Origin of the sequence: Salinibacter ruber DSM 13855 (assembly GCF_000013045.1) — a bacterium.
In the GTDB taxonomy this organism is placed as follows: Bacteria; Bacteroidota; Rhodothermia; order Rhodothermales; family Salinibacteraceae; genus Salinibacter; species Salinibacter ruber.
In genome coordinates this window covers 3,373,510-3,395,327 of sequence record NC_007677.1, presented here as the reverse complement: position 1 = coordinate 3,395,327, position 21,818 = coordinate 3,373,510, and the positions used below count along the sequence as shown (strand labels likewise).

At 69.7% G+C, this 21,818-nt stretch carries 20 protein-coding genes; 4 read left to right on the top strand and 16 right to left on the bottom strand.

The genetic code is table 11. The annotated features are described in order from the left end of the window. The first annotated feature begins 36 nt into the window (after positions 1-36). Together SRU_RS14380 and SRU_RS15605 are read left to right on the top strand one after the other, a co-directional pair. Positions 37-1,644 (top strand): Ig-like domain-containing protein, encoded by a 1,608-nt coding sequence (locus tag SRU_RS14380; protein WP_237701774.1) that lies wholly within the window; start codon positions 37-39, stop codon positions 1,642-1,644. A gap of 105 nt (positions 1,645-1,749) precedes the next feature. Then, positions 1,750-2,205 (top strand): hypothetical protein, encoded by a 456-nt coding sequence (locus tag SRU_RS15605; RefSeq protein ID WP_183956856.1) that lies wholly within the window; start codon positions 1,750-1,752, stop codon positions 2,203-2,205. Between the two features lie 11 nt (positions 2,206-2,216). On the opposite strand, the gene SRU_RS14370 is transcribed toward SRU_RS15605, so the two are convergent. The 5 genes from SRU_RS14370 to fabF all read right to left on the bottom strand — a co-directional run bounded on the left by SRU_RS14370 (position 2,217) and on the right by fabF (position 7,118). Beyond that, positions 2,217-3,659, bottom strand: coding sequence for a glycoside hydrolase family 13 protein (locus SRU_RS14370; RefSeq protein WP_011405447.1), 1,443 nt, complete (start codon positions 3,657-3,659; stop codon positions 2,217-2,219). A 16-nt stretch (positions 3,660-3,675) separates the two neighbouring features. Beyond that, on the bottom strand, positions 3,676-4,332 hold the full coding sequence (locus SRU_RS14365) for an alpha/beta hydrolase (RefSeq protein ID WP_011405446.1): 657 nt from the start codon (positions 4,330-4,332) through the stop codon (positions 3,676-3,678). Between the two features lie 35 nt (positions 4,333-4,367). Next, entirely contained in the window at positions 4,368-5,318 is a 951-nt protein-coding gene (locus tag SRU_RS14360) for a ring-cleaving dioxygenase (RefSeq protein ID WP_011405445.1), read from the bottom strand. Between the two features lie 36 nt (positions 5,319-5,354). Then, positions 5,355-5,765, bottom strand: a complete 411-nt coding sequence (locus SRU_RS14355; protein ID WP_011405444.1) for a hotdog fold thioesterase — start codon at positions 5,763-5,765, stop codon at positions 5,355-5,357. Between the two features lie 87 nt (positions 5,766-5,852). Continuing rightward, the gene (fabF, locus tag SRU_RS14350; protein WP_043552764.1) at positions 5,853-7,118 is read right to left on the bottom strand and encodes a beta-ketoacyl-ACP synthase II; all 1,266 of its coding nucleotides are present in this window, start codon (positions 7,116-7,118) and stop codon (positions 5,853-5,855) included. Positions 7,119-7,588: 470 nt separating this feature from the next. On the opposite strand from fabF, the gene SRU_RS14345 reads away from it, so the two are divergent. Further along, on the top strand, positions 7,589-8,410 hold the full coding sequence (locus tag SRU_RS14345; protein ID WP_013062878.1) for a hypothetical protein: 822 nt from the start codon (positions 7,589-7,591) through the stop codon (positions 8,408-8,410). 37 nt (positions 8,411-8,447) lie between these two features. On the opposite strand, the gene SRU_RS14340 is transcribed toward SRU_RS14345, so the two are convergent. Genes SRU_RS14340 through SRU_RS14330 form a run of 3 tightly spaced genes read right to left on the bottom strand, consistent with a single transcriptional unit; the run spans position 8,448 to position 12,234 of the window. Beyond that, entirely contained in the window at positions 8,448-9,413 is a 966-nt protein-coding gene (locus tag SRU_RS14340; RefSeq protein ID WP_011405441.1) for a DUF4249 family protein, read from the bottom strand. Positions 9,414-9,458: 45 nt separating this feature from the next. Then, positions 9,459-11,864 carry a TonB-dependent receptor gene (locus tag SRU_RS14335; protein ID WP_011405440.1) on the bottom strand — a complete coding sequence of 802 codons (2,406 nt, stop codon included), beginning with the start codon at positions 11,862-11,864 and terminating at the stop codon, positions 9,459-9,461. Between the two features lie 28 nt (positions 11,865-11,892). Further along, entirely contained in the window at positions 11,893-12,234 is a 342-nt protein-coding gene (locus tag SRU_RS14330; protein ID WP_164923700.1) for a rhodanese-like domain-containing protein, read from the bottom strand. Between the two features lie 210 nt (positions 12,235-12,444). Here SRU_RS14330 and SRU_RS14325 point away from each other — a divergent pair, with 210 nt between their 5' ends. After that, positions 12,445-14,367, top strand: coding sequence for a TonB-dependent receptor plug domain-containing protein (locus tag SRU_RS14325; RefSeq protein ID WP_164923699.1), 1,923 nt, complete (start codon positions 12,445-12,447; stop codon positions 14,365-14,367). Positions 14,368-14,429: 62 nt separating this feature from the next. On the opposite strand, the gene SRU_RS14320 is transcribed toward SRU_RS14325, so the two are convergent. The 8 genes from SRU_RS14320 to SRU_RS15600 form a co-directional block, all read right to left on the bottom strand. Continuing rightward, the gene (locus SRU_RS14320; RefSeq protein WP_164923698.1) at positions 14,430-14,873 is read right to left on the bottom strand and encodes a class I SAM-dependent methyltransferase; all 444 of its coding nucleotides are present in this window, start codon (positions 14,871-14,873) and stop codon (positions 14,430-14,432) included. Between the two features lie 281 nt (positions 14,874-15,154). Then, positions 15,155-15,577, bottom strand: a complete 423-nt coding sequence (locus SRU_RS14315; RefSeq protein ID WP_011405437.1) for a hypothetical protein — start codon at positions 15,575-15,577, stop codon at positions 15,155-15,157. A 58-nt stretch (positions 15,578-15,635) separates the two neighbouring features. Further along, on the bottom strand, positions 15,636-16,703 hold the full coding sequence (locus SRU_RS14310; protein WP_011405436.1) for a hemin-degrading factor: 1,068 nt from the start codon (positions 16,701-16,703) through the stop codon (positions 15,636-15,638). A gap of 21 nt (positions 16,704-16,724) precedes the next feature. After that, complete coding sequence (locus tag SRU_RS14305) at positions 16,725-17,546, bottom strand: heme ABC transporter ATP-binding protein (RefSeq protein WP_011405435.1); 822 nt, start codon at positions 17,544-17,546, stop codon at positions 16,725-16,727. Between the two features lie 103 nt (positions 17,547-17,649). Beyond that, positions 17,650-18,915 (bottom strand): M20/M25/M40 family metallo-hydrolase, encoded by a 1,266-nt coding sequence (locus SRU_RS14300; protein ID WP_164923697.1) that lies wholly within the window; start codon positions 18,913-18,915, stop codon positions 17,650-17,652. Between the two features lie 62 nt (positions 18,916-18,977). Then, the gene (locus SRU_RS14295; protein WP_011405433.1) at positions 18,978-20,135 is read right to left on the bottom strand and encodes a FecCD family ABC transporter permease; all 1,158 of its coding nucleotides are present in this window, start codon (positions 20,133-20,135) and stop codon (positions 18,978-18,980) included. Between the two features lie 6 nt (positions 20,136-20,141). Continuing rightward, positions 20,142-21,077, bottom strand: a complete 936-nt coding sequence (locus tag SRU_RS14290) for a heme/hemin ABC transporter substrate-binding protein (protein WP_237701772.1) — start codon at positions 21,075-21,077, stop codon at positions 20,142-20,144. Positions 21,078-21,123: 46 nt separating this feature from the next. Continuing rightward, positions 21,124-21,756 (bottom strand): HmuY family protein, encoded by a 633-nt coding sequence (locus SRU_RS15600; protein WP_162713412.1) that lies wholly within the window; start codon positions 21,754-21,756, stop codon positions 21,124-21,126. Positions 21,757-21,818 lie beyond the last annotated feature (62 nt).

Sequence of the window (21,818 nt, the reverse complement as noted above, 5' to 3'; positions counted from 1 at the left end):
CTCGTTCCGCTGGTCCAAAACGCCCCGTCCCGTGCCATGCCTGCTCGCGTGTCGAACGCGGTTTGTCTGCTCCTCCCGGTCCTCGCGTTGGGCCTTGTGCTCGGCGGCTGCGACGCGGCGGCCCCCGTGGGGCCGGACGCGGACGAGGAGGACGCCTCGTCGCTTTTCCAACGCACGAGCGACCTGGGAGCGCGGATGACCGGCCTCGGCAAGGCCGCCTCGCTGACCCGTGCGGCGTCCCCCGAACCGTCTTCGACGGACGGCCCGGCGCGCGTCGCGCTGGCCAGTGTGACCCGGGCGGCCCCGCCCCGCGATACGATGCGGGTCGGCGCCCTCACCCACGCGGACGGCACGATATACATCGGATACAAGACGCCGGGGGCGGCCTTCGGAGGCGGCATCGACCGCCTCGACGCGAGCGATCCGACCGCGCTCCTTGCCCCGAGCAGCCTTGGCAGCGACGTGATCGACGTGGAGGACGTGACGTACGACGGCGGGGAAGAGGCATTGTACGTGACCGGGGGGCTGCGCCCCTCCGCGTACAACGGGGGTCTGCGGGGCACCCCGGCCGCGTTGCTCACGGTCGACGGCATCGCGGCTCCGCGGGCGACCGTGGCGGGACTGCCCGGACCCGTCGGGACCGGCGTCGCCACTGCGCCGGAGAGAGACCGCGAGCACGACGTCTACGCCACGTCGGGGGAGGAGACACTGTCCCGATTCGACGCTGCCCTGAGCAACGCGACGCGGCGGGAAGCCGCTGGCACGGCGCTCGAATCGGTGGCCGCCACGCCGAGCGCGGTGTTCGCGGCCGACCGGGAGGGAGGGGTCTACGCGGGCCCGACTGCGGAGGGTGGATCCTTCGCGGAGGTGGCCGGCCTCGGCGACGGGCGTGTGGAGCAGTTGCGGGCGCGCAGCGGATCGGCCCTGAACGGGGGGCGCTTGTTTCTGGCGCGCGGGCCCCGCGGGCTGGCCGTCCTCGACGCGGAGAGCGGCGACGCGCTGTTCCGCCGGTCGGGCCCGGCCTACACCAGTGTCTCCCTGCACGAGAACGACCCGGCGGTGCCGAACGAACCGTCCGGGTTCGTATACGCCGCCCGCCCGGACGGCCGCCTCGACGTGTACCGGATCGGCGATCAGGGGCTCGACACGGACGATGTGAGCACCGGGCTCCGCATCGTCGGGACCATTGACCTTGCGAGACTGGCGGAGATGGAGGCCCCGATCCGTCAGGTGGTGGGCGTCGGCTGTCACGTCTACGCCGCCGGTGGGGACGGGGAAGTGGGGGCGCTGAAGATGGGCACGACGGAGGGCTGCGGACGCGGGGGGCACCAACTGCCCGCGGCGTCTGCCGACCGCGACGAGACGACCGAGCGAGAGGCGACGACGACGGCGGTTCTGGCCAACGACACGGACGCGGATGGGGGCCTCGACGCCTCGACGGTGCGGGTGCGGCGCACGCCGGCCCACGGAACGGTGCGCGTCGACGAGTCGACCGGCGAGGTGACCTACACGCCCGAGCCGGGCTTTACCGGGACGGACGAGTACACCTACACGGTGGCCGATCAGGACGGATGGACCTCCGGCGAAACCACGGTCACGATTACGGTGAAGGCGCTGGGACCGCCCCCTCCGCCGGGTGGGTGAGGACGTCGCCCCTATGCGACTGACTGGTGCACTTCGACGCGCGATGCGGCCTGGAGAGAGCGGCCGTGAGGCGTGAGTTGATCACGACACGTCCAGGCCGGCACAATGAATGCAGGGCTTCTTCCTCCACTCGCCGATCCACCGCCCGAGCTGCAGACTCGCCCATTGGTGCTCGTCGTGAACCGGAGCCCCGACCGTCGCCTGTTCCTGCAGAGGAGCCTGCAGGGGCGATGCCGCGTCGCCACGGCGTCGACCGGGGCGGAAGGAGCGATGCACCTGCGCCGCTGCTCCCCGCGGGCCCTCGTTGCCGGAAGGGCGTCCGGCAGGGCGGCACGGGAGGCCCTGGAGGCGGACCTTCAGGGCCCCGAGGCGCCCGCGACGTTGACGCTCTGGGTGACGCATCCGTCGCCCGAATGGGCCGACGCGGCCCTCCGGCATCCCTTTACCCGGGCCGATTTGCTTCAGGCCGTCGCTCACCTGCTTTCCGGTGGGACATCGTCGCCGGACAACGAGCAGGCCGGAACGGACGCGTCCCCAGACCGGTCCCCGCCGCGGCGGTAGCGTCGGCGGGGTCAGTCCGTCGTCCACACGCGGGTCGCGCGCGGCGGCAGGGACAGGGGCAGGGGGGACGAGGACGCCGAAAGCGGTGCGTTGGCGGAGGGCGGCCAGGCGGACGAGAGGGGTTTTGTGGGCAGGGCGGCCGCCTCAAGGGCGACCTGCACCGCGTCGGCGCCGGCGTTGAAGGCAACGAGGGCCGTCGCGTCGGCCAGTGTTCGCCGGAGCACGAGCGTCCGCCCGCTGGCATGCAGCACCTCGATGCGGCCCGTGCGCAGCACCTCGTGTCGGTGGCGCAGGGCGGTGGCCGCCTGGTAGAACGAGAGCAGGTCCGTGTCCCAGTCTGCGTCGTCGCGCGGAAACGCCTCGCGGCAGTGGGGGTCTCCCGCGGCCGAGAGCCCAATCTCGTCGCCGTAGTAGATGCAGGGGGCGCCGGGCATCGTCATGAGAAAGAGGACGGCCTGGCGGAACGCGGCGGGGTTGTTGTTCAGAATCCACTGCGCCCGGGCCATGTCGTGGCTGTCGAGCAGATTGAGCTGGGCACAGGTGGCCTCCCACTCGTAGAGCGCCAGGAGCCGGTCCAGTTCGTCGGCGAAGGCCGGGGCGTCGATCGGGTCGAACGTGAGGTGGGCCTTCGAGTAGTCGCGCAGCGACCCGGCCCCAAAAAAGCCGAGGGTGGCGTCGAGCAACGGGTAGTTCATGAGGCCGTCGAACCGGTCGCCCTGGAGCCAGGCCGGGGCCTCGTCCCAGATTTCGCCCACGAGGTAGGCCTCAGGATTGGCGTCCTTCACGACCGTGCGGAAGGCTTCCCAGAAGCCATCCGTCTCAATCTCGCGGGGCACGTCGAGGCGCCACCCGTCGATCCCGAACGCAATCCAGTGCCGAGCCACGTCCAGGAGAAAATCCTGTACCGGCGGGTGGTCGGTGTTGAGCTCGGGCAGGGCAGGAATGTCGTACCAGGCCGCGTAGTTGTGAGGCTGGTCGGAGGCGTAGGGACGGAGCGGCCAGTCCTCAATCTTGAACCAGTCGACGTAGGGCGAGTCGGGCCCGTTTTCGAGGACGTGGTGAAACGGCCAGAAGCCGCGACTCGCATGGTTAAAGACGCCGTCCAGGACGACCCGCATGTCTCGGGCATGGGCCGCGTCGAGCAGTGCGCGCAGGGCGTCGGTGCCGCCCAGCAGGGGATCCACCTCGTAGTAGTCGTAGGTATGGTAACGGTGGTTGGCTGCCGAGGCGAAGATGGGATTCAGGTAGAGGGCCGTCACGCCCAGGGCGTCGAGGTAATCGAGCCGGTCGACAATCCCGTAGAGGTCGCCGCCCTGAAAGCCCTGTTCCGCGGGCGGTGTGCCCCATGGTGTTAGCTGTACCGCCTCCTGCGCCTCCACCGCGCCGCTCCGGGCGAAGCGGTCGGGGAAGATCTGATAGAAGACGGCGTGCTTGGCCCAGTCGGGAGTGGTCATGCGTCGTCGAGGGGGACTACGCCGTGTCGGAGTCGACACAGCGGCGGAGGAGGGACCGAGCGTGCTGCCGCTCGGCGTCGTTGATGGTGTGGCCCAGTCCCTCGTAGATGCGGGAGGTGACGTCCGCGTTCAGGGCCCGCAGCACATCGGCGGTCTCCGCCACGCGGGCCCGAGGGATGTAGGGATCCTGGTCGCTGCAGCCCAGAAAGACCGGGGTGGCGTCGAGAGAGCCTTCGTAGTCGAACGAGGCACCGTCGGGGCCGATGAGGCCGCCGCTGAGCCCCACGACGCCGCCGTACCGCTGCGGGGTCTGGGCGGCGTACGTGGTGGCGAGGCAGGCGCCCTGCGAGAATCCGAGCAGGACGGTGCGGGCGGGGCCGATGCCGGCGTCCGCCAACCGGCCGAGCACGTCGCCGATGGTCGCCAGGGCCGACGCGAGCTCCGGCTCGTTCTGGTCGCGGGGCGCCATGAACGACTGGGGGTACCACGAGCGCATTCGGGCCTGGGGGGCAAGGTGGGCGATGTCCGGTACGTCGAGGTCGTCGGCGAGCTGCAGCATGCCCTGGGCGGAGGCGCCGCGCCCGTGCAGGAGCACGAGGCCGGCCTGCGCGTCGCCGATCGGGGCGCCGTCGGTGTGGACGGGCTGGTCCTGGTGGATGGCGTCGGTGCTCATCGGAAGAAGAGGGGAGGGAGAGAGGACCGGCAGTGTTAGGGAGCGGTGAGCGTGGGGAGGGCGCTCTCCAGGTCGGCGCGGCGCGGCTCGAGGTGCTCCGGCAGCACGAGGGACTGGCCGAGCTCCGCCTCGTCCTCGTCGACGTAAAAGCCGGGCCCGTCCGTGGCGATCTCAAAAAGCAGCCCCGATGTCCGGTCCGGGTCGCGGAAGTAGACGGAGCGGAAGTAGTGGCGGTCCTTCACGTCGGTCACCTGGAGGCCGTGCTCCCGCAGGCGGGACTGCCACGCTCGTTGGGCCGCGTCGTCCGGGGCCCGGAAGGCGATGTGGTGCACGGTGCCCCGGCCCATGCGGCCGGACGGGTGTCGGTCGCGCACGAGCAGATCCACCGCGGTGCCGACGCCCGGTTCGGGGCCCTGAAGACGCACGAGGTCGCCGTCCGTGCCGGCCCGGGTCCAGCCGAACACGTCCGTGAAGAGCTCCGGGGTGCGGTCGTCGGCAAAGACGGGCAGGACGGGCGCGTGGAGCCCCCGGATCGCGAGGCCGGCGGGGACGGGGCCGTTGGTCCAGGGCGCGGCGTCCCCGGCGGCGTCGGTGGCCACCAGTGCCAGCGGCAGGCCACTTGGGCCCGAAAAGTGGAGGTGTGGTTCGCCGAAGCGAGTCTTCAGCTCCGGCTCGATGCCGTGCGCGTCGAGGTGGTCGCGCCACCCGGACAGAGCGTCCTCGGGCACGGCAAACGTCACGGTCCGCACCATGCCCGCCCCGCCCCGTCCGCTCGTCGCTTGCGGCCAGGGGAAGAAGGTCAGCGTGGTGCCGGGATGGCCCGAGGCGTCGCCGTAGTAGAGGTGGTGCGTGGTCGGGTCGTCGAAGTTGACGGTCGTCTTGACCCGGCGCAGGCCGAGCACGCCCGCGTAGAAGTCGAGATTCTCCTGGGCGTCGCCGGACAGGGCCGTGATGTGGTGAACGCCGGGGAGCGAAGCGTCGGGCATCGGGAGGAGACGTCGAGATGAAGGGGGCTCGATCCCTCACGCCGCCGAGGGGGCATCGGTTTGATCGGCGATGGCCAGTGTACAACGGCTCGCGCACACGAGTTGATCGTCTGCGTTTCGGATTTTGACCTCCCACACCTGTGTGGTGCGCCCGGTGTGGAGGGGGGTGGCCGTGGCCGTCAGCGTGCCGTCCCGCACGGGGCGCACGTGGTTGGCATTCACCTCGAGGCCCGCCGCCGCTCGTCCGTCCGGCGCCGCCAGGAAGCCCCCGACGCTGGCCGCCGTCTCGGCCAGAACCACGCTCACGCCCCCGTGCAACAGCCCGAACGGCTGATGGTGGTCGGGCGTGACCGGCATGGTCGCGACGACGCGCTCGGGGGTGGCCGTCTCGATCGCAATGTCGAGCAGGTCGGCGACGCCGCCGAGGTTGTCGGGCAGGGAGGGCATTGCGGGGCGCACCCGTGAGGCAGAGGGCGGGCTCCTCACGGATCACGCATGGATCACGGAAGAGGAGCGACAGGGAGCGGCCGACGATTAGTCCTCAAACGCCGTGACCGCAATCGTGGTGTTGTGGCCGCCAAACCCGAAGGCGTTGGTGAGGGCCGCCGAGACGTCGCGTTCCACCGCCTCGTTGGGCGTATAGTTGAGGTCACAGTCTTCGCCCGGCGTCTCGTGGTTGATTGTGGGGGGCACGCGCCCGTCGCGGATCGCGAGGATCGACGCGATGGCCTCGGCCGTGCCGGCGGCGCCGAGCATGTGGCCGGTCATGCTCTTGGTGGCGGACAGGTTGAGGGCAGGGGCGTGATCGCCAAACACCTGCTTCACGGCGTCGGACTCGATCACGTCGCCGACGGGGGTGGAGGTGGCGTGCATGTTGATGTGCTGCACGTCGGTCGGGGCCAGGCCGGCGTCGTCGAGCGCCTTGTCCATGGCCAGGGCGGCCCCCCGTCCGTCCGGGTCGGGGGCGGCGTAGTGGTGGGCGTCGTTTGACTTCCCCACGCCCGCCACCTCGGCGTAGATGGTGGCGTCCCGTTCGCGGGCGTGCTCCAGCGTCTCGAGCATGAGGGCGCCGGCCCCCTCGGCGGGCACGAACCCGTCCCGGTCCGCGTCGAACGGGCGGCTCGCCTTCGTGGGCGCGTCGTTGCGGGTCGACAGGGCCCGCATCGAGGCGAAGCCCCCGACGCAGAGCTCATTGATCGAGGCCTCCGTGCCGCCCACGAGCATGGCGCGGGCGTGGCCCTGGCGCAGGAGCAGGAGCCCGTCGGTAATGGCGTCGTTGCCGGTGGCGCACGCGCTCACGACGCAGTGGTTGGGGCCGCGCAGCGTGTGCTCCATGGCGATCAGGCCGGCGGCCATGTTGCTGATCATCATGGGCACGAAGAAGGGGGAGATGTGCCGCGCCCCGTTCTCGTCGAGGTCGAGCACCGAGTCGACGAACAGGTCGCTGCCGCCCACGCCCGTGCCGAAGATCACCCCGATGTCGTCCCGCGTCTCCGGGGCGAGGGCGTCGGTGTCGAGGTCCGCGTCGTCGAAGGCCTGTTGGGCGACGGCCAGGGCGTACTGGCTGAACGGGTCCTGGCGTTCGGCCAGCTTCGCGTCCATGTAGTCGGTGGGGTCGAAGCCCGAAATCTCACACGCGATTTTGGTGCGGACGTCCGACGCGTCGAATTTGGTGATGGGGCCCGCCCCGCTCCTGCCGGCCAGGAGGCCGTCCCAGAACTCATCGACGGAGTGGCCAAGCGGCGTGAGGGCCCCGAGGCCGGTAACGACGACGCGGCGAGAGGGAGCGGTAGAATCCATGAAGCAGGCAGGCTGGTCGGCAGTCAGTGCGGGGCGACGCGAGCGCAGCGGGGCCCTGCAGCGATGCCTCACGGGCAGGGCCGACGCTCGCAGGCGACGAGGCCGTGTGGGGAGAAAAGACCGTGACGGGGAACAGCCCCCGCCACCAAGGGAACACACGTCGATGTGCCCGAAACAGCGCCTATACCTCCAGACACTGTTTTTGCCCTCGGAACTGTGTAGTGTATCGTCCCACCTGCTCCGAAACAAGGGGTTCCGATGGGGTCATGCGGATTTAACCAAGTGGATCGGGGGGCAGACGCGGGCGTCGGCGACCGTCGAACCGGCTGGTCCCCAAGCGTTCACTCGGCTTTCTTCTGAACTTTGCGTTCTTATATTGGGGGTGACGGAGCACCGGTCGGGCCACGTGCGTGCTCCCGGCTCCGTATGCTCTCTCACCCGACCCTTCACGAGCTGAATTCCGATACGCAATGTCTACCCGTTCTGCCTTTCGCTTTGATCCCCGGGCCATCGTCGGGTCCTTCCTTACCGGTGTGGTGTTCGTTGTTCTCTTCACCTGGATGACCGGAAATGCGCTTGGTGCGCCCACTTTCCCCCTGCTCGCCATGATCTCCGGCTTCATCCTCGCGGGGGCGACCTACGGGGCCCTGAGCGAGGGCGAGACGGTGCTGGAGCCGGCCCTGGCCGCGGTGCTGGTGGCCGTCGCGGCCTACTTCATCATCTCGGCACTCGGGCTGCAGGCGTTCGATCCCCTCGTGAGCGACGGGGCGTTCACGTACACGATGGTCGTTGCCTTCCTCAACGGGCTCGTCCTGACGTTTGGGGGGGCATGGGCCGGGGAGACGCTGCAGCGGACCTACGCCGAATCGGAGTCCGCGGCGCTGTCCTGGGACTGGGTCATGGCCGGCACCATCCTCGGGTTCGCCGTGAGCCTGTTCCTGGTGAACTTCGTGATCTGGGTCTTCGGCCTCTTCGGCAACCCGGCGGCCGCCATCGACGCGCCCTACGCCTGGGTGATGCTGCTCGTCGTCTTTCTGGGGCTGGAGGCCACCGGGTACGTCTGTGCGTTCCGCTCGCCGGGCGACACGTCGTACGAGGCGGCCGTCGCGGGCCTCATCACGCTCGTTCTCCTGATCGATGTCTTCGTCGTCGCGCTCGGCGGGGCCAACATCCTCTCCTACGGGCGCATGGCCCTCGTCCTCGTCATTGGCCTCGTCGCGTCCCTCGTGGGGGGGTACATTGGGGAGCGGAAGCAGGCGCAGGTGGAGTCGGGGCGCCCGTCCGAGGCGTAGCCGCACCGGGCCGGCGGCCCTCGTCGGGGCCGAGCGGCTACGGGAACGCCGCGAAGGCCGGGCACTCGTCCGGGGCGAGCGAGGGCGGGCACTGAATCGTGACGTCCCGGGTGGCCTTTACGTAGCTGGCAAAGACGCCGGTGCCGCCCTCCACGTCCTCGATGACGTTCGGAATCTCCCCGGGGCCGAGCCCGCCGCCCGGCCCGCCCGGCGACTGGGCCTGCTGGGAGCGGATGAGGTTGAACAGGTTGTCGTCGATGACGTGGACGCCGATCTCGTTCGGGCCGTAAAACGCCACGGAGATCCACGGCAGGTCCGTCGTGATTCGGCCGTTCGCGTCGCGGGTGAAGTTTGCCTCGTTCCGGACGCCCGAAGAGGTGGTGCGGTAGGTGCGAATGCTGTCTTCATCCGGGGTGTAGAGGTCTGCGTAGAACGGCGTCAGGCCGCGGGCCAACTGGGACGCCGGCCGCCCGAAGTCGGCCAGCGAGGTGGCGGTGATCACGAGCACGGCCTGCTGCTCGCGGTCGCTCGCCGGCGGGGTGATGGTGAAGGAGGGCTGCCGGGTGGTGTCCCCGTGCACCGCCGTCGTGTTCGTGGCGTCCACGATCGAAATCGTGTCCGGCACAGTGGTGGTCGCGGAAAGGTTCGTTCCGTCCGGCGTGGTGACGGACAGCTCGTAGGTCGCGCGGGGCCGCACTCGTGACGAAGTGTCGGGCCGGTATAGGCCCGGCTCCTGCTCGGTGAAGCCGATCGTTTCGGCGGGCGTCCCCCCGTCGCTCAGGCGGTGTACCTCCACGGTGGCCCCGCGCACGGCCGTCTCGGACGCCACGTAGGCCTCGTTCGTGCCGACGCTACGGGTGAGGCGAATCGGGGACATCGCGGCGCCGCCCTGCAGGTAGGCCTCCACGACGACCTGCGTCTCGGGGGTGGGGGCGGTCGTGTCGCAGCCGATGAGCCCGGCCGCGAAGAGCACGGGCAGGAGGGGAAACACCAGACGGCGCATGAATGCAAATGGGCAATTGGGGGGCACGAGACAGGACGCGCCGGGTCAGAACGTGAGGGAGAACGAGACATTCGGCACCGGAATGGGGATCTGGGGCGTTACGTTTCGGTCGAGCGTGCCGTCCGACTCGTTCTCGAACTGGTAAAACCAGACGTTGCGCCGGGCATAGGCGTTGATGGCCTGCAGTTGCAGTTCATACTCGGCGATCCCAAAGAACTGCCCCGTCCGGGCCACGCCTACGTCGAGCCGGTGATAAGGGGGCAGGCGCGCGTTGTTGAAGGGGCTCACGAGTACGTTTTGGGCCCCTCCCACCCCCGGACTGAACGAAAAGGGACTGTCCACCAGCTCGTAGCGCTGCTCGGGCCGCGTGTAGGCCTGGCCGGTGGCGTAGTTGAAGGTGCCAGACACCCGCCACTGGTCGGTGAGGTGGTAGTTCAGGGCGAGCGTAAGCTCGTGCGTGCGGTCGAAGTTGGGCGGGTAGTACTGCGGCGGGCCTCCCTCGGACCGGTTGATGTTTGGGAAGCGCCGCTCGGTGCGGCTGAGGGTGTAGCTCAGAAAGCCGTTCAGGCGGCCCTCCGGGCGTCGGATGAGCACCTCCGTGCCGTAGGCCCGCCCGTCGCCCACCTGAAACCGATCGGCGTACGGGACGCCCGCCGGGTCGGGCAGAAAGGGGTCCAGCTCGAACAGGTCCCGCATGGTGCGGGCGTAGCCCTCCACTTCCAGCCGCCACGCGTCGCCCAACTGGGCGTTGACGCCCAATGCAATTTGGTCTCCGTAGGAGGGGAGCAGGCCCTCGTCGGTCATGAGCCAGGAGTCGAAGGCCGTGAAGAGCTGACTCGTCTCCAGCGTCAGGAACTGGTGGTAGCGGCCATAGGCGGCCTGCAACTGTACCGACGACGTAAGGTCGTGCTCGACCGAGAGCCGGGGGGCAAGCCGCAGGTAGTCCCCCTCCGAAAAGTAGGTCGCCCGTAGTCCCCCCCGGATCGTCCAGTCCGAAGTCGGGGTGTAGGTGTCCTTCAGGTACAGGGCCGCCTGCTCGCCCTGCAGGCGCTGGTTGAAGGTTTCGTCTCCGTCGAACGTGCTCCGCAACTGGAACGTGAGGCGGCTGGCGTGCAGCCCGGCCTCCACGGTGTGTTGGTCCCCGGGCACGTACTCCACGCCCGCCTTGAGGGACGCGTCGCTGACCTCGTTCGTCTGGGTGAAGCGGGTCCCACCGAGCTCGAACACCGGCGTGCTCGCGTAGCGGGAGCCCGCGACCGTGAGCGTCGAGAACAGCCGGTCGGAGAAGAGGTGGGTCCAGTCGGCGCTGAGGGTCCGGTTGCCGTAGTCGACGTCGAACTCCTGCCCGTCGCCGGGCCGCAGGAAGAGCTGGTCCTGCCCCCCATATACGGCCAGCGAGAGGTCATCGTCAGGCCCCGCGTCGTAGGTGGCCTTCGCGTTCACGTCGTAGAAGTAGAAGGTGTCAGGGAGCCCGTCCACGTCGTCCAGGGCCGCAAGCAACGGCTCGAGGGTGGAGCGGCGCACGGCCACCATGTAGGAGCCCGCGGGGTCGTCGTCGCTGCCGCCGTAGGGCCCCTCGATGTAGCCCCGGGTCGCCAGTGTGCTGAGGCTCAGTCCCCCGGTGGTCTCGCGCCGATTTCCGTCCTTGTTGTAGATGTCGACCACGCTCCCCAGCCGCCCCCCGTACTCGGCCGGGTAGGTGCCCTTGTAGAGCTGTACGTCCTTGATGGCGTCGGGGTTGAACGTGGAGAAGAACCCGAAGAAGTGGGTCGGGTTGTAGACGGTCGTGCGGTCGAGCTGGATGAGGGTCTGGGCCGGCCCGCCGCCCCGGATGTACAGATTGCTGGAGTAGTCCGAGGCCGTGGTGACGCCCGGCAGCAGCGCGAGGGAGCGGAAGACGTCCGGCGTCAGGACGGATGGGAGCTCGGTGATCGTCGCGACGGGGAGCTTGTCCACCCCCATGCGTTGCTCGCTGGCGTCGTCCTGCTCGCCGGTCACGACGACCTCCTCCGTCTGCAGGTCGGCGGGCGCGAGTTCCACGTCGAGGCGCGTCGTCTCGCCGGCCGTGAGGGTGATTGTCTCCGTGCGGGTCTGGTAGCCGAGGTAGGAGAATACGATGGTCTGCGTGCCGGGCGAGAGGCCCTGGAGCGTATAGTAGCCGTCGTTGTTGGTGGCGGCGCCGCGGCCGGTGCCCTCGACCACCACGTTGGCCTGGAGCAGGGTTTCCCCGGTCTCGGCGTCGCGCACGTACCCGTTCAGGGCGGCACGCTCTTGGGCCAGCGCGGGGGGCGCGAGGCGCAGGGCGACGGCGCAGAGGCCGAGCAGGACGGCGACACGAACGTGGCGCATGCGCACGGGGAATTTGGAAGGGAGAGTCCGGCCGTCCCAACAGATCAGTCCGGCGTGTGGTGCCGCGGGCCGGCTGGGGGGGGGGCGGCCGTCCCCGTCCATGAGGGCTGTGACGCCGCCGGACGTGCGGCTAGCGCTTCTCGCCGACCAGCGGGTAGCCCGCCTGCCGCCACCCGGCGTAGCCGTCCTCGAAGTCGATCACGTTCGTGTAGCCCTTCTCCTCCAGGGCGTGGGCCGCCTTGAGGGAGACGTCGCACCCCGCGTTGGCGCAGTACACGACGACGGGCTCGTCCGTGTTGGGGACGAGCGCCTCCACCCGGTCGATCTCGTCAACCGGAACGTTGACGGAGCCCGGAATGTGAGTCGCCACGTGGGCCTTTCGCGGCAGGGCATTGATGAGAACCGGTGGGTGCTCCCCTTCAAGTTTGTCTTTGAGGTCGTCGGCGGAAATGGTGGCCAGCGTATCGGACATGTTTTACGAAACGGCGGGACAAGAGAACGACGAAAGTGTATCTGTGCGCAGTGCTTCAAAATTAGCGGCGTCCGGCGTAGGGTCTTCCGTAATCGCAGGGAGAGGAGGCGTTACACGTCTTCAACGAATTTCCGGAGGGGGGGCGGATCCGCCCGCCAGGGCAGTCGTTGGGCGCCGCCGGTTCGTCGTTGCACTCATTCTTGCCTTCGTATGCGTTCCGTTCGACTGCTTCTTCCGTGCCTTCTTGCTCTGTTGATTGTCGCGCCCGTGCGGGCCCAGGACACCTCCGACGTGGCGTTTCGCGTGCAGATGGCCGATAGCGTCGTGGTGACGGCCTCCCGCGTGGCCTCGGCGGCGCAGGAGACGGGGCGCCGCGTGAGCGTGTACACGCAGCGAGACATCCAGTCCCTCTCCGTCAACAGCGTGGATCAGCTGCTCAACGTCGCGGCGGGGCTCGACGTGAAGAGCCGGGGCGGGTTTGGCGTGCAGAGCGACCTCACGATGCGGGGCTCCACGTTCAACGGCGTCCTTCTCCTCCTGGACGGGGCGCGCATCAACGATCCGTACACGGGCCACTTCTTGATGGACCTGCCGGTGCCCCTCTCGGAAATTGCCCGCGTGGAGGTGCTCCACGGCCCGGCGACGGCCCTCTACGGCCCCGATGCCCTCGGTGGGGTGGTCCACCTCATCACGAAGACGGCCCTCCGCAGGGAGGACGTCCGGGAGGATGGCCCCGCGGCGCGGGTTGACAGCCGGTACGGAAAGAACAATTTCTACGACATGGGCGCCGCGGCCCGTACCGCAGGGAACCGGACGACCGTGAGCGCGGCGGCCTCGGTGCAGGGAAGCGACGGCCGGCGTGTGTCGGCGGCCCCGCCGCCGGGGGGAAGCAATCTCTCAAGCACCGTGCAGACGGACTTTGAGCGACGGACGGCCACGGCGGCCGTGTCGCGGGACCTTGAGGGCGCGACGCTCTACACCCGAGCCGGGGTGGACGATCGCGAGTTCGGCGCCTACCACTTCTACACGGATTTTGCCACGGATCGGGCCCGGGAGGCAACCTCCACGTTCTGGCTCCAGAGCCGGCTGTCGAGCTCCGGGGCAACGAACACGCCCTGGCAGGTGCAACTCTTCGGCAAGCAGCACCGCGACCGGTACACGTACAATCCCGACGTGGGCGCTAACACCCACATCAGCCGTCGCCTCCGGGTGCAGGGGCAGGGGTCCCACACGTGGAACAGCGTCCGGGTGACCGGCGGCGCCTCCGCCGGGCTTCGCGGGGTCGACAGCAATCGGGATGGGGTGCACGGCGACCAGTCCGTCGGGGCCTTCGTGAGCCTGCGCTGGCGCGCCACCCCCCGCCTCACGGTCAATCAGAGCACGCGCGTCGACTACGACCCGACGTACGGGGCGGAGCCGACGCCCCAGCTCTACGTGGCCTACAACCTTGGGCCGGCGACGCTCCGTGCGGGTGGGGGGCGCGTGGTCCGGGCGCCCAACTTCCTGGAGCGCTTCATCGATTCGCCCAGCAACCAGGGCAACGCCGACCTCACGGCCGAGACCGCCTGGTCGGGGGAGGTTGGCGTGGACGTGCGCCTGCCGGCGAATCTGTCGCTCTCCGCGACGGGCTTCCACCGCACCACCGACAACGCCATCGATTACCTCCGGAACGAGGCGGAATCGGTGTTTGAGGCCCAAAATCTGGACCGCACTACCACCACGGGGCTCGAAACTGAGCTGTCGTTCGACCGAACCCTCGGTGCCGTGGGCGTAAGCCTCGATGCGGCCTACACGCTCCTCGACGCCAGCCTCGACGGGCAGGAGCCCCCTTCCGCTTACAAGTACGGCCTCGATGCGGCGCGCCACCAACTACAGGGCAGTGCGTCGGTGCGGGCCGGGGCCGTGACGCTGGGGCTGCAGGGGCTGTGGAAGGATCGGCTCCGCGACGCGCCCCTGGCGACCGACCGCTACGGGGTGGTGCACGGGCGGCTGGCCTATAACACGCGCCTCTCCGGCGCCCGCACCACGCTGTCCGTCGAGCTCCGCAATGCCTTCGACCGGCAATACAGCGAGATCTTCGACGCGCCGATGCCGGGCCGTACGCTCCTGGTCGGGGCGGAGGTGGCGCTGTAGCAACGGCCGCGGCGGGCGGCTCGCGAACGCCGTGCGGCATCGCATCGGCCGTGCCATGGGCATCAGGCCGCCGTGCTCATCCATGCGCCCCACAAGAGATGCTGGTAGAGTGGTACGGGTGGGGGGAGGCCCGCGTCGGCGACGATTTGGTGTAGCGTCGCCGGGCGGACGAACGAGATGCCCTCGTCGACGCGTTCGAAGGCCCGTGCGGCCGCATCTGCCTCCATCCGGGCGCCGGTCTGCTCCCGCCAGGCGGCCCAGAGAGCGCGATACGCCTCGTCGGACGTCGGGCGGTAGAGGTCGGCCCACACAAGGGGCGCGTCAGGGCGGAGCCACCCGGCGAGGGCGTGGAAGTACCGCTGCTTCGCCGCGTCGCCGTCGATAAAGTGGGCAACGAGGAGCGACGTGGCGGCGTCGAAGTGCCGTGGAAACGATGCGTCCTCAATCCGATCGCAGACGTACTCGACCCGGGGGCCAGCCCTGCTTCGGCGACGCGCGACCGACACCGATCTAACATATCGGGCGACGGATCGACGGCGGTAAACTGCCACCGTGAGACGTTCCGTCCCATCGTCACGATTTCCGCGCCGGTGCCCGCCCCGACGACGAGCAGGTGCGCGTCGTCGGGGAGGCGGGCGGCCAGCACAGACGCAACGGTGGACTGGAGCAGGTCGTAGCCGGGCGCGAGGCGCCGAATGCGGTCGTCGTACGCCGCGGCCCGCTCTGCGTCGAATCGTTGGGGCGAGTCATTTTTGGGCATGGGGCGCACACAGGATGCCGGACGGACTTACGAGGACTGATCGAGGCCGCTCCATTGCGACGGGGTGGGCGAGACGTGGTCGCGAAGCACGTCGCGGGCCCGTCGGTCGTCTGCGGTTCCCCCCACGGCCCGCATCCGTTCCCGGAGTGAATACATCGACCAGGCGCCCTGAAGAAGGACGTGGAGCGTGCGGAGCGCCGGTTCAGAGAGCGTGATGGAGACGGGTCCGGCGTCGGTCCCGGCCTGGAGCTCCCACCGGTCCTGTCCCTCGGTGTCGCGCACGGTTTCCCAGGCGTGTTTGATCGTATCGGTCAGCACTTCCAGCTCCTCCTCGTCCACCAGCAGCGTGTGCTCGCGGAAGGTGATCTGGATGCGATCGCAGCATGCGCACTGCAGGACGTCGCCGTAGCGGGTTTCGAACAGGCGGTCGGGGCCGTGGAGGTTGTGCATGGATGTGTGAGGAGTGAGGGGGGGAGTGTGGAGAGTGTGGAGGGACGTGGGGGCGGGACTACGGCGTAGACGGCAGCGCCTCCAGGATGGAGCGCCAGTCGGCCCGTTCCGACTGGCCGCTCTTGCGCTCGCCGAAGAGGCGGGCGATGACGTCGCCGTCCGCGCCCATCAATTCCAGGGACGTAACCCGGCCGTCGGTCGTGGGCTTCCGTACCACCCAGGCCTGGTCGATCCTCTCCTCATTGAGGCGGAGCCGGAAGTCCGGGTCGCGCACGTTGTACCACGGCGGCGTGGCCTTGAGCGTCTGAACGGGCCCGGTGTGGATCTGGAGGCAGCCTGGGCTCCCCACGAACACCATGATGGGGGTCTCCTGCTCGGCGGCGGCCCGGAGCGTGTGGCGCAGGGCCGTGTCCGGCACGCGGCGGGTGAAGCGCCCCTCGCCCAGCCGTAGGGCCTGCTCCCGAGAGACGTCGTGCTCGCTCAGGAGCGGAAAGAAGTCGTGCGTGTCCTCCAGTTCGCCCCACGCGTGCAGAAACCCCTCCACGTCGATGTCTGCATCGGGCGTCTCTGCCGTGTCGGCCTCGACCGGCGTGACGGACTGCTCCGGCGACTGGTCGTCGTGGCGGTACGCGTCGACGAGCGCGTCGTAGGCATCGCGGTCGCTCTCGCCGGTCAAGAACACCTTGTGGACCGCGGTGCCGTCGCGGTCAAAAAATTGGAGGCTTCGGCGCCCGCCGTCTCGCTCCCCGTTCGGGGGCGTCTCGACGGCGAAGCCGAGGTGCCAGTGGTCCATGAACAGGCGCAGGTCGATGTTGTCCTCCAGCACGAGCCCCAGGCCGTGGGGGTCGGTAAACTCGACGTCGCGGTACACCCCTGTCTTCTCGTGCACGGCGGCGTCGTTGCGGGTGCGTGCCATCACCGGGCCGAGCGTGTGGAGGCGGCGCAGGAGGCCGCGCCAGCCGCCGCGGAGGCGCGTGACGTGCTCGCCGCAGCCGGTGGCGACGAGCTCGGCCTCGCTTGCGCCCATCCGGGCCGCGGCGGTGCGGGGTTGGACGTCGGGGGGGTTGTCCTGAACCGCATTCCAGCGCTGTTTGAGGTCGGCGGCAGAGGGGGGAGACGTAGGCATGGTCGCAGTGGGGAGAGATTGTCAGAGAGAGTTGGGATCGGACACCGTCGCCCCGGCCTCGGCGCCGTCGGGGACGATGAGGGGGCACGACTGCGTGGGGTGCGCGAGAACGCACACGGGCCACCCGAACACCTCGCGGATGCACGGGGGCGTGAGTACCGATGCGGGGGCGCCCTGGGCGTGGACGCCGCCGTCCGCCATCACGACGACGTGGTCGGCAAACTGCGCCGCGAGGTTCAGGTCGTGCAGGATGGCGAGCACGCCGGCCCCCTGGTCCGCGAAGGCGCGGGCCGTGCGCAGCACATTCTGCTGGTGGGCGAGGTCGAGGCTGGCGGTGGGCTCGTCGAGCAGCAGGTATCGGTGTCCGTCGTCCGGGGGCGTCCAGATCTGCGCCAGCGCCCGCGCGAGGTGGACGCGCTGCTGCTCGCCGCCGGATAGGGTCGGGACGTCGCGATCCGCGAAGCCGGCCATTGCCACGGCGTCGAGGGCATCCTCGGCGATGGCCCAGTCTTCCGGGCCCTCCCGGCCCTGCACGTGCGGCGTGCGGCCCATGAGCACGACCTCCAGCACCGAAAAGGCGAAGTGAAGCCGGGAGGCCTGGGGCAGCACGGCCCGCCGTCGCGCCTGCGCCTGCTCGGAGAGCGCGGCGAGCGGACGGTCGTCTAGCTGAACGGCCCCTTCGGACGGCGTGAGCTCGCCGCTGGCCACGCGCAGGAGCGTCGTCTTGCCCGCACCGTTCGGGCCCACGACCGCCGTCATCTGGCCGGGCCGCACGGCGGCGGACACGCGCTCGATGAGCGTCGCGTCCCCGATGTGCACCGTAATGTCGCGGAGGGCAATCATGGCAGGATCGTGCCGGCGCGTCGGGCAGTCCGACGACGCGCGTTCGGAAGATTCGTGCAGGTGGCGATGGGGGCGGATGGACGCCGTCGGGTGGATTCGGGGATCAAAACTGGACCTCGGCCTTCAGGGTCTGATCGCCGCGCTTCACAACCACGGTGGTCGCGTCTCCCGGCGCCAGCTCGCCGAGGGCGTCCATGTAAGCATAGATATCGTCGACCGTCACGTCGCCGACGCGCACCACCACGTCGCCCGCCCGGAGTCCCGCACGGGCCGCGGGGCCATCGTCTTCGGTCACCGCGTCGATGCGCATCCCCGTCCCGTCGAAGGTGTAGTCGGGCATAACGCCCAGGGTGACGTCGAACGACGTCCGGCGGCCCTGAGGCTCATTGTCGGTCTCCGTGAACGGCAGGTCCCCGTCGTCGCCCAACGCCTCGACGAGGCGGACGGCGAAGGTGGCGACGTCGTGCAGCCCGTCGTAGTCGATGCGATGGCTGTCGTCGCCGGGCGTGTGGTAGTGGTCGTGTGCGCCAGTAAAGAGGTGGACGGCCGGAATGTCGTCGAGATAGAACGAGGTGTGGTCGGAGGCGCCGAGGCCGGACGGGTCTTCGGCGAGCGTGATGTTAGTTGCCTCGGCCGCCGCGTCGAGGGCGGGGGCCCAGGCGGGCGAGGTGCCGGTGCCGCTCACCACCAGCCGCCGCGAATCGCCGAGACGGCCCACCATGTCGAGATTGATCATGTAGCGGACCTGGTCGGGGGGCATCGGCATCGCGTCGACGAAGTGCTTCGAGCCGTAGAGCCCCAGCTCCTCCCCCGAGAAGGCGACGAAGAGGACGTTGCTGGACAGGGCGTCGGAATTTTTGAGCTGGTGGGCCATCTCCAGCAGGGCCGCCACGCCGCTGGCGTTGTCGTCGGCGCCGTTGTGGATGAGCGAGTCGCCCGGCGAGCGGGAGCCCGGCCCCCCGTAGCCGAGCCCATCGTAGTGGGCGCCGATGACGACGGTGCGCCCGGCCCCCCGGTCGAGATGCGCCACGACATTGCGGCCGGTGCGCGGCGTCCCGTGTCCCGACGGTGCGTGCGGATTCGGGCTGTACGTGACGTCAAACGGCTGCGTCCATGTGCTGTCGAGCCCCGGCGCGAGCCCCAGTTCCCGGAAGCGCTGCACGAGGTACTGTGCGGCGAGGCGCGCCCCTTTGGTCCCCGTCTCGCGCCCCCGCAGCAGATCGGCCGAGAGATAGCCCACGTCGACCCGCAGGTCGTGGAGCGCGGGGGGAGCAACGGACGGCGCGGGCTGGGCACGCCCGGCATTGGCCGAGCAGGCGCCCAGAAGCAGCAACATGAGGGCGATGGGGAGGCGGGCGAGCCGGAGCATGAAGGTGCGCGGAGCGGGTGCGGAGTGAGAACGGCGAGGCAGTGTGCAGGTGGGGGCTGTGGTCAGAACGAGTATCCGGCCCCCCGGGTGCGGTCGCGCAGGAGGAGCCAGAGGAAGAAGGGCGCCCCCACGAGGGCCGTCACGATGCCAATTGGCAGTTCGGCGGGGGTCACGATGGTGCGGGCCAGCACGTCGGCCCCGAGGAGGAGCGCGCCCCCGAGGAGCGCCGAGCCGGGGATGAGGACCCGGTGGTCCGGCCCCACGGCCAGGCGCAGCAGGTGCGGCACCACGAGCCCGATGAAGCCGATGACGCCGCTTACGGCCACGGCGGCGCCCACCACGAGGGCCGCCAGCGTGACGACGAGTTTCTTCGTCCGCTCGATGTTGATTCCGAGGTGGTAGGCCTCCCCTTCTCCCAGCAGCAGGGCGTTGAGCGGGCGTGCCAGGAAGGGCGCCGCAATCATGCCGCCGAGGAGGCACGGCCCCACGACGGCGAGCTGCGTCCAGGTGGCCCCGCCGAGGCTGCCCAGCGTCCAGAACGTGAGGTCGCGGAGCTGGTCGTCGTCCGCGATGAACGTCATGAGGCCGGTCCCCGCCCCGGCCAGCGCGTTGATGGCGATGCCCGCCAGGAGCATGGTCGCCACGGAGGTCTGCCCGTTCCGCGTGCCGAGGCGGTAGACGACCACCGTGGCCCCCACCCCGCCCACGAAGGCCGCCGCCGGCAGCAGCACGGCCCCCAGCGTGTCGCCCCAGGCGCCGACCAGCGTGCTCCCCAGCACGATCGTGACCACCGCCGCCAGCGCGGCCCCGCTCGACACCCCGATGAGGCTCGGGTCCGCCAGCGGGTTGCGGAAGAGGCCCTGCATCACCGCCCCGCTCACGGCAAGCCCGCCGCCCACGCCCACCCCCAGCAGGACCCGCGGCAGCCGGATGGCCGTGAGCACGAGGGCCTGTCGGTGTTCGTAGGACCACGGCAGCGTGAGGCCGACCTTGTCGCCGAGGATGGCCAGCACCTGCCCCGGCGAGATGGCGACGGCCCCGACGGCCAGGCCCGCCGCGACGGCCCCGAGCAGCAGGGCGACGAGGCCCGTCAACACCCGCCACTCACGGCCCCGCTGCCGGGCCCGTCTCGACGACGCGGCGCCGGACGGGCGAGGGCCCTCCCGCGCGTCGGTGCGCGTGTCCGTCCCGGAATTCGTCGTAACCGCGGAGAAATCCATGCCGCGCTACTGTTGGGATGCAGACGACGAAGGCGCGGTCGACTCCAGGGCGGGGTGCAGCTTCTCCGTAAGCCCCTCCACCGCCGTTCCGAGCCGGGGGCCGAACCCGAGCAGAAGCAGGTCGTCCATCGCCACCACGCGTCGGTTCTCGCCGGCGGGCGTGAGCGGGATGCCCGGCTGCTCCATCAGCCCCTCCACGCCGCCGATGCTCTCTAGGCCCCGCGTGAGCATGAGAATCACGTCCGGCTCGGCGCCCACCACCGCCTCGGCGGACATCGGCTTGAAGCCCTCGAAGCCGGTGATCGCGTTTTCGCCGCCTGCCAGCTCGATCATCGCCTCCGCCGAGCTGCCCGTGCCCGCCACGCTCATCGATCCGCTGCCCCGGGCGTAGACGAAGAGCACCTCCGGCGTCGACTCGGCGCGCCGACGGAGCGCGCGGGCCGCCTCCAGGTCTTCCTCCATGTCCCGGATCAGCGAGTCGGCCCTCGCCTCGCGCCCGAGCAGCCCGGCGATCCGCCGAATCTTCCGCTTCGCCCCTGCGACGCTCGACGTATCGGGCACCAGCACGGTGCGGACGCCCGCACTCCGAAACTGGTCGAGGACGGCGGGCGGGCCGGTCCCGTCCAGCGCCAGAATCAGCGACGGGTCGAGCGAGAGGACGCCCTCTGCGGGTACCTGCCGGAAGTAGCCCACGCTGGGGGTCTCGGTGGCCGCATCCGGGTGGACGCTCGACGCGTCGACGCCCACCACCTGGTCGCCGGCGCCCAGCGCGTACACGATCTCGGTGACGGAGCCGCCGAGCGTGACGATGCGGCTGGTGTCGGCGGGGGATTGGCCGTGGGCGGCGGGGGCGCCCAGCAGTCCGCCCACCGCGAGGAGCAGGCACAGCCTCTTTGCGATGGGCAACAGATGCTGGGGCGTGAGGGGACAGCGGGAAGTCATGGGACTGGAGGGAATGTGTAGCGTGTGGGGAGGATGCATGTCGCCGCTACTCGAAGCGCGTGCCGTCGTCCTGGAGCACGTACTCGAAGGTGTAGTAGCGCGACTCGGCGCCGCTCTCAGCCGGATTTTCGGGAGCGCCCTCGTAGTAGCTGAGGATGCGGAGCTTGGCGTACGACTCGCCGTCGGCGGTGCGCACGACGATGGTGTGGCCCGGCGTTGGGCGGACGATGTGGTTGCCATTTTCGTTGTAGTTATACCAGTCCTCTACGGCGTGACGGGTGAGGCTATCGGGAGTCACCTCGGAGACCTCCTGAAAGGCGTTCTCGGCGACGTAGGCTGCGCCTTGTCCGGGACCGTTCGGGCCGCCGTTCACAATAATGTCGGTGCCCCGGAAGGCGAGGTCCCACATGGTGGAGGCCGAATCAGTGCGGGCCTGCTCGTCGGAGTGCAGGACGACAGAGCTGTCCCGAAGACTGAAGAAGGCAAACTGGTTGTGCCCCTGTGGGTACCCCCCGCCGCTGGTGGTGTCGGGATCGCCAGGGAGGTTCTCCACGCGGGTCATGGTGAGAGGGGCGTCGTCCTCTCCGTCGTCGCCGGACACGCCGGTGCTGTCGCAGCCGGTGAGGACGAGGGCGCCGCCGAGAAGTAGAATCGAAAGAAGGGAAGAGATGCGTCGCATGGTACGGATGGAAATTCGGTTGTGAACGAGTGTGCTCGTGTTCATCGTGCGGAGTCGACGTG

Excerpts from the sequence above, each read along its gene's own strand:
- SRU_RS15605 (WP_183956856.1), top strand. The coding sequence starts at position 1,750 with ATGAATGCAGGGCTTCTTCCTCCACTCGCCGATCCACCGCCCGAGCTG.
- SRU_RS14355 (WP_011405444.1), bottom strand. The coding sequence starts at position 5,765 with ATGCCCTCCCTGCCCGACAACCTCGGCGGCGTCGCCGACCTGCTCGAC.
- fabF (WP_043552764.1), bottom strand. The coding sequence starts at position 7,118 with ATGGATTCTACCGCTCCCTCTCGCCGCGTCGTCGTTACCGGCCTCGGG.
- SRU_RS14315 (WP_011405437.1), bottom strand. The coding sequence starts at position 15,577 with ATGCACAACCTCCACGGCCCCGACCGCCTGTTCGAAACCCGCTACGGC.
- SRU_RS14365 (WP_011405446.1), bottom strand. The coding sequence starts at position 4,332 with ATGAGCACCGACGCCATCCACCAGGACCAGCCCGTCCACACCGACGGC.
- SRU_RS15600 (WP_162713412.1), bottom strand. The coding sequence starts at position 21,756 with ATGCGACGCATCTCTTCCCTTCTTTCGATTCTACTTCTCGGCGGCGCC.
- SRU_RS14325 (WP_164923699.1), top strand. The coding sequence starts at position 12,445 with ATGCGTTCCGTTCGACTGCTTCTTCCGTGCCTTCTTGCTCTGTTGATT.
- SRU_RS14295 (WP_011405433.1), bottom strand. The coding sequence starts at position 20,135 with ATGGATTTCTCCGCGGTTACGACGAATTCCGGGACGGACACGCGCACC.
- SRU_RS14305 (WP_011405435.1), bottom strand. The coding sequence starts at position 17,546 with ATGATTGCCCTCCGCGACATTACGGTGCACATCGGGGACGCGACGCTC.
- SRU_RS14330 (WP_164923700.1), bottom strand. The coding sequence starts at position 12,234 with ATGTCCGATACGCTGGCCACCATTTCCGCCGACGACCTCAAAGACAAA.
- SRU_RS14340 (WP_011405441.1), bottom strand. The coding sequence starts at position 9,413 with ATGCGCCGTCTGGTGTTTCCCCTCCTGCCCGTGCTCTTCGCGGCCGGG.
- SRU_RS14380 (WP_237701774.1), top strand. The coding sequence starts at position 37 with ATGCCTGCTCGCGTGTCGAACGCGGTTTGTCTGCTCCTCCCGGTCCTC.
- SRU_RS14290 (WP_237701772.1), bottom strand. The coding sequence starts at position 21,077 with ATGACTTCCCGCTGTCCCCTCACGCCCCAGCATCTGTTGCCCATCGCA.
- SRU_RS14360 (WP_011405445.1), bottom strand. The coding sequence starts at position 5,318 with ATGCCCGACGCTTCGCTCCCCGGCGTTCACCACATCACGGCCCTGTCC.
- SRU_RS14300 (WP_164923697.1), bottom strand. The coding sequence starts at position 18,915 with ATGCTCCGGCTCGCCCGCCTCCCCATCGCCCTCATGTTGCTGCTTCTG.
- SRU_RS14370 (WP_011405447.1), bottom strand. The coding sequence starts at position 3,659 with ATGACCACTCCCGACTGGGCCAAGCACGCCGTCTTCTATCAGATCTTC.
- SRU_RS14345 (WP_013062878.1), top strand. The coding sequence starts at position 7,589 with ATGTCTACCCGTTCTGCCTTTCGCTTTGATCCCCGGGCCATCGTCGGG.
- SRU_RS14335 (WP_011405440.1), bottom strand. The coding sequence starts at position 11,864 with ATGGACGGGGACGGCCGCCCCCCCCCCAGCCGGCCCGCGGCACCACAC.
- SRU_RS14310 (WP_011405436.1), bottom strand. The coding sequence starts at position 16,703 with ATGCCTACGTCTCCCCCCTCTGCCGCCGACCTCAAACAGCGCTGGAAT.